The 1,201-nt window shown below is 70.4% G+C and carries 2 protein-coding genes; both read right to left on the reverse strand.

The window, feature by feature from the left end; all coding sequences use genetic code 11:
- Positions 1–68: 68 nt before the first annotated feature.
- The gene (locus tag QL983_RS11295) at positions 69–446 is read right to left on the reverse strand and encodes a hypothetical protein (RefSeq protein ID WP_230260466.1); all 378 of its coding nucleotides are present in this window, start codon (positions 444–446) and stop codon (positions 69–71) included.
- Between the two features lie 125 nt (positions 447–571).
- A partial coding sequence (locus QL983_RS11300; protein ID WP_290153067.1) for a GNAT family N-acetyltransferase occupies positions 572–1,201 on the reverse strand: 630 nt, incomplete at its 5' end.

Below are 1,201 nucleotides of genomic sequence, written 5' to 3' on the forward strand. Positions count from 1 at the left end.
TCTGACCCGAGGGACTCTAACAGTGTTCATTGAACAGTGTTCAGGAGCGCGGGACCATGACCCCGACGTCAGCGCCTGCGCCGGTCCAGAGGGACCGGCTCGGGCCGAGGCTGCTCCTCGAGCGTCGTCGTCGCCGCGAGGATGCCGTGGGCGGCGGCAGCGAGCACCGCGCCGAGCAGACCGGCCACGACCGCCCGGACGCCGGCGTCGCCGATCACGTTCAGCGCCAGCCCCGGAATGACCGCGGCCCCCATCAGCAGCATCACCCACGCGGTGGAGCCGGCTCCGGCGTCGAACACGTTGCGGCGAGCCTGCTCCGCCTCGACCCGGTGATGCACCCCTCGCAAGGCGAGCATCGCTCCGAGGGCCGTGACGGCCACCAGCGTCAGACCCCAGCCCAGCCCCAGGTCCTGCCGCAGCCCCGCGAACACACCGGTCGAACCCACCAGGGCAGACGCCACACCGATGCGCCACCGCCACTCACGCTCATTCCCCACCCGGCTCACAGCCCCCTGCTGGCACACGGCCCTCGGCGGTGGAGCGGCAGATCATGCGGTCGTGGCCGCCGGGATCACTCCTGCGTAAGGGGCGAATGGAACTCCGAGGCGAGCATCGCGTAGGTGGCACCATCCACCCAGCCGCGCGTGAGATGCAGAGACTCCTCCTTGAACGTGCCCTCGTGACGCATCCCCACCTTCTCCATGATGCGCAGACTCGGAGCGTTGTCCGCGAAGGCATGAGCCTCCACGCGTCGCACACCCAGATCGTCGAACGCGAAGCCCAGCAGGGCTCGCGCAAGCTCGGTGCCATAGCCCTGCCCGGCCTGGCGCGGATCGATCGTCCAGCCGATCTCGGCCTGGGCGTCCCGGCCTTCCTCCCGCGGGCCGCCCTGACTCCACGCGTCCCGCACCGCGACCTTCCCGACACCGACAATGACGTCTCCGGCCCGCACGGTGAGGCGGTCCCCCGCCCCGAGGTAGGACTCGCGCAGCGCGTTCTCACTCTCCGGGCGGCCGGAGGTCCACGACCACACCTGCTCGAGACGGCAGAAGCTCCACACGGCGGGCGCATCGAGACCCCGGAACGGAGTGAGGGTCAGCCGGCGGGCTCGCAGCGGGAAGCAGACGCCTCGACTCGCGGCGAGCTCCAGGAGAGGGGTGGCCATGACAGACAGGGTACGAACAAGAGTCCTCGAGTCAGC

The organism is Micrococcus sp. APC 4021, from assembly GCF_030407635.1.
Classification (GTDB): domain Bacteria; phylum Actinomycetota; class Actinomycetes; order Actinomycetales; family Micrococcaceae; genus Micrococcus; species Micrococcus luteus.